Annotated in this window: 7 protein-coding genes; all 7 read right to left on the reverse strand. The window is 34.2% G+C overall.

Going from position 1 to position 2,337, the window contains the following annotated elements:
* Positions 1 to 148 precede the first annotated feature (148 nt).
* Positions 149 to 409, reverse strand: coding sequence for a hypothetical protein (locus tag AC1DSL_RS17345; protein ID WP_477533177.1), 261 nt, complete (start codon positions 407 to 409; stop codon positions 149 to 151).
* 2 nt (positions 410 to 411) lie between these two features.
* Complete coding sequence (locus AC1DSL_RS17350; protein WP_477533178.1) at positions 412 to 771, reverse strand: hypothetical protein; 360 nt, start codon at positions 769 to 771, stop codon at positions 412 to 414.
* Between the two features lie 31 nt (positions 772 to 802).
* On the reverse strand, positions 803 to 1,054 hold the full coding sequence (locus tag AC1DSL_RS17355) for a hypothetical protein (protein WP_477533179.1): 252 nt from the start codon (positions 1,052 to 1,054) through the stop codon (positions 803 to 805).
* Between the two features lie 14 nt (positions 1,055 to 1,068).
* The gene (locus AC1DSL_RS17360) at positions 1,069 to 1,326 is read right to left on the reverse strand and encodes a hypothetical protein (RefSeq protein WP_477533180.1); all 258 of its coding nucleotides are present in this window, start codon (positions 1,324 to 1,326) and stop codon (positions 1,069 to 1,071) included.
* Positions 1,323 to 1,517 carry a hypothetical protein gene (locus tag AC1DSL_RS17365; protein WP_477533181.1) on the reverse strand — a complete coding sequence of 65 codons (195 nt, stop codon included), beginning with the start codon at positions 1,515 to 1,517 and terminating at the stop codon, positions 1,323 to 1,325. Before AC1DSL_RS17365 ends, AC1DSL_RS17360 begins: the two co-directional genes overlap by 4 nt.
* A gap of 259 nt (positions 1,518 to 1,776) precedes the next feature.
* Positions 1,777 to 2,070, reverse strand: coding sequence for a hypothetical protein (locus AC1DSL_RS17370; RefSeq protein WP_477533182.1), 294 nt, complete (start codon positions 2,068 to 2,070; stop codon positions 1,777 to 1,779).
* A gap of 24 nt (positions 2,071 to 2,094) precedes the next feature.
* A partial coding sequence (locus tag AC1DSL_RS17375; RefSeq protein ID WP_477533183.1) for a hypothetical protein occupies positions 2,095 to 2,337 on the reverse strand: 243 nt, incomplete at its 5' end.

Consider the following 2,337-nt stretch of genomic DNA (forward strand, 5'->3'; position numbering starts at 1 on the left):
TCTTTTCGTTTAGCTCCAGCTTTAGATAATATCCTGGCTCCCGTCATCTCACGCTGTCTAGTTTTAGGATTGTATCGAAATTCATTGATATACAATGCGTTTATTGATGTTGGGACAGGCAAGATTAACTCTAATTTCAATATCTCACCTACTTTCGTTTTAACTGGAACTGCCACTGGTCTTGAGTAAGATGTATTAGTTCTCCATCTTTAATGAACAACTTTATATTACTGATTGCTTCATCAAGCTGTCCAAACTCTTCATAAAAGTCTTTTCCACTCAATGAAATGAGGGCAATTTTGGGTCTTTCTACAAGCAAATAATAAGTACCATCTTCTGTTTCCTGAAACAAATCTCCATATTGGATAATTTTTTCCGTAACAGCAATACCATCAAACGAAACATTCATGTCTATTCATCACCCTTCTTTTTATCTTCGTTCTGAATAACAACCTTATCCTTCAAGAATCCAGCCATTTCCTTCTTCAACTCAACAACTTGATCAGCAAACTCATACATATGCTCAACACTATCAGTTGTAAACATGGCATTCTGTACTAACCAATCAGCTAATCGGTCAAATGTTTGGAAGTAAGCAATACTTTTGTAAGCGAATTCCCCACTGTAATCAGCAAACTTCCCTTTACCCACCCTAGTCTCATATCGCTCTTTAAGGATGATATTTAATTTATCCGTATCAATCGCATATTTCTCACTCAATCTCAACTTAAAATCAGGCTTGGATACTTTTTCTTCAATTGTTTCTGTCATATTAACACCCCCTATCCCCTTATTTGTTCAATCAATCCCAAAAGTTATCAGCTAAGTCTTTAAATGCAATCTCGACCTCTTTAATTTCACTGTGTCGTTCTGCCCAATAAATCAAGTCAGTTGTCTTATCAATGGTTGGATATACAACTTCAAACACTCGTAAGTTTTCTCTCACCTTGTCCACACTGTTTGTTAATCCTACGCTCAACTTACCATGCTTATTCTCCATGAAACTTACAAATTTATTAATTCGTTTAATTAGAATGTCTTCGTAATTCTCCACTAATTGCATCACTCCTAAATTGGCTTGTTTGATTCAAACATTTGCATAGCATAATTTTTTGAATGAGCTGCTAAAATACGTGTATTTAAATCGTCCGACTCATCTTCGTCTAAACTGGATCGAGTAAGATGTAATTCAATCAATAAGCCACGAGCTGTTTTGATTAGTTTTCCTACATCTTTAGAGTTAATCCTCCCGAAATACAAGTCGCTTTCCATTTCACTAAGCAGATTCATAACAGTTGCTTCATCATTCAGAGCCAATCTTGTCATCGTTCAAACACGTCCCCTACTTTTAGTTTTTTAGCCTTGCCTATTTTATCAAATGTGACGATGGATTCAATGGTATGACCCTCCCCCATCATCTCAACTTTAACTCCCCAATAAATGATTGCGACATTATCTAATTTGTATTCCATTTGTTCAGGCTTACTTAATATTGCTGTAACTTTGTATGGCTTCATTTATTACTCCTTGTCTTGCTCATCGTGATAATTCTTGATCCATTCAGTAGAACTTATTAACGAACTATCTGGCTCTTTATAAAGTAAGAATATTATTCCGAATAATAAGGCTGCGAATATAGCGGTTATGATAACTCCAATCAAACTATCACCTTCTCCCATTTATCTTCTTACATAGTATAGTTTACCATTTTCATCAATGCAAGTGTTTTATTTATAATTTACTAATTAAATATTTTTAAACGATAAAATTGAACATTTACTTTGTCTTCGGCTCAAATGTGTAATCTCCAAATAGTTTTTTCTTGGCAATCACAGGATTATTATTATTAAAGAGAAGATTGAATGTAGCGTCAGGTACTTGATCTTTAAGAATATCACTGCCATTTAGCTCATGGTCTTCAAAAGCATGCATATATATTGTTCCATACTCTCCTCTAAAGTCAGCCATATTATCAAAAACATTCTTAGCCACTAAATATTCCCAAGTAGCATTTTCCCCTTCATTTCTCTGAACATAAATCGCCATTTGACCTACTTTTACTTTTGTCATAGTCTCTCTCCTTTTCATTTAAAATCATGTTTTTATTAGATATTCATCTAGTTTTTTCAACAATTCACCCTTGTAATCTGTATTGTCAATGACAGAATCCTGTCCTGTTGCTGGAGCTAAATTCCCATATTTTACATTTAGAGCTAATTCATAGTTGCCTTCAATAAACTTATCTGCTTCATTATAAAAACCCTCTAGGATTACAAATGCCTCATGCTTGTTTTTTGGCTTACAAAGCGAGTTTGATAAGAGGCAAATACTGAAATG

The organism is Paenisporosarcina sp. P4_D4, from assembly GCF_056401835.1.

Coding starts and splice junctions, on each gene's coding strand:
- AC1DSL_RS17360 (WP_477533180.1), bottom strand. CDS start 1,326: ATGACAAGATTGGCTCTGAATGATGAAGCAACTGTTATGAATCTGCTT.
- AC1DSL_RS17350 (WP_477533178.1), bottom strand. CDS start 771: ATGACAGAAACAATTGAAGAAAAAGTATCCAAGCCTGATTTTAAGTTG.
- AC1DSL_RS17345 (WP_477533177.1), bottom strand. CDS start 409: ATGAATGTTTCGTTTGATGGTATTGCTGTTACGGAAAAAATTATCCAA.
- AC1DSL_RS17365 (WP_477533181.1), bottom strand. CDS start 1,517: ATGAAGCCATACAAAGTTACAGCAATATTAAGTAAGCCTGAACAAATG.
- AC1DSL_RS17370 (WP_477533182.1), bottom strand. CDS start 2,070: ATGACAAAAGTAAAAGTAGGTCAAATGGCGATTTATGTTCAGAGAAAT.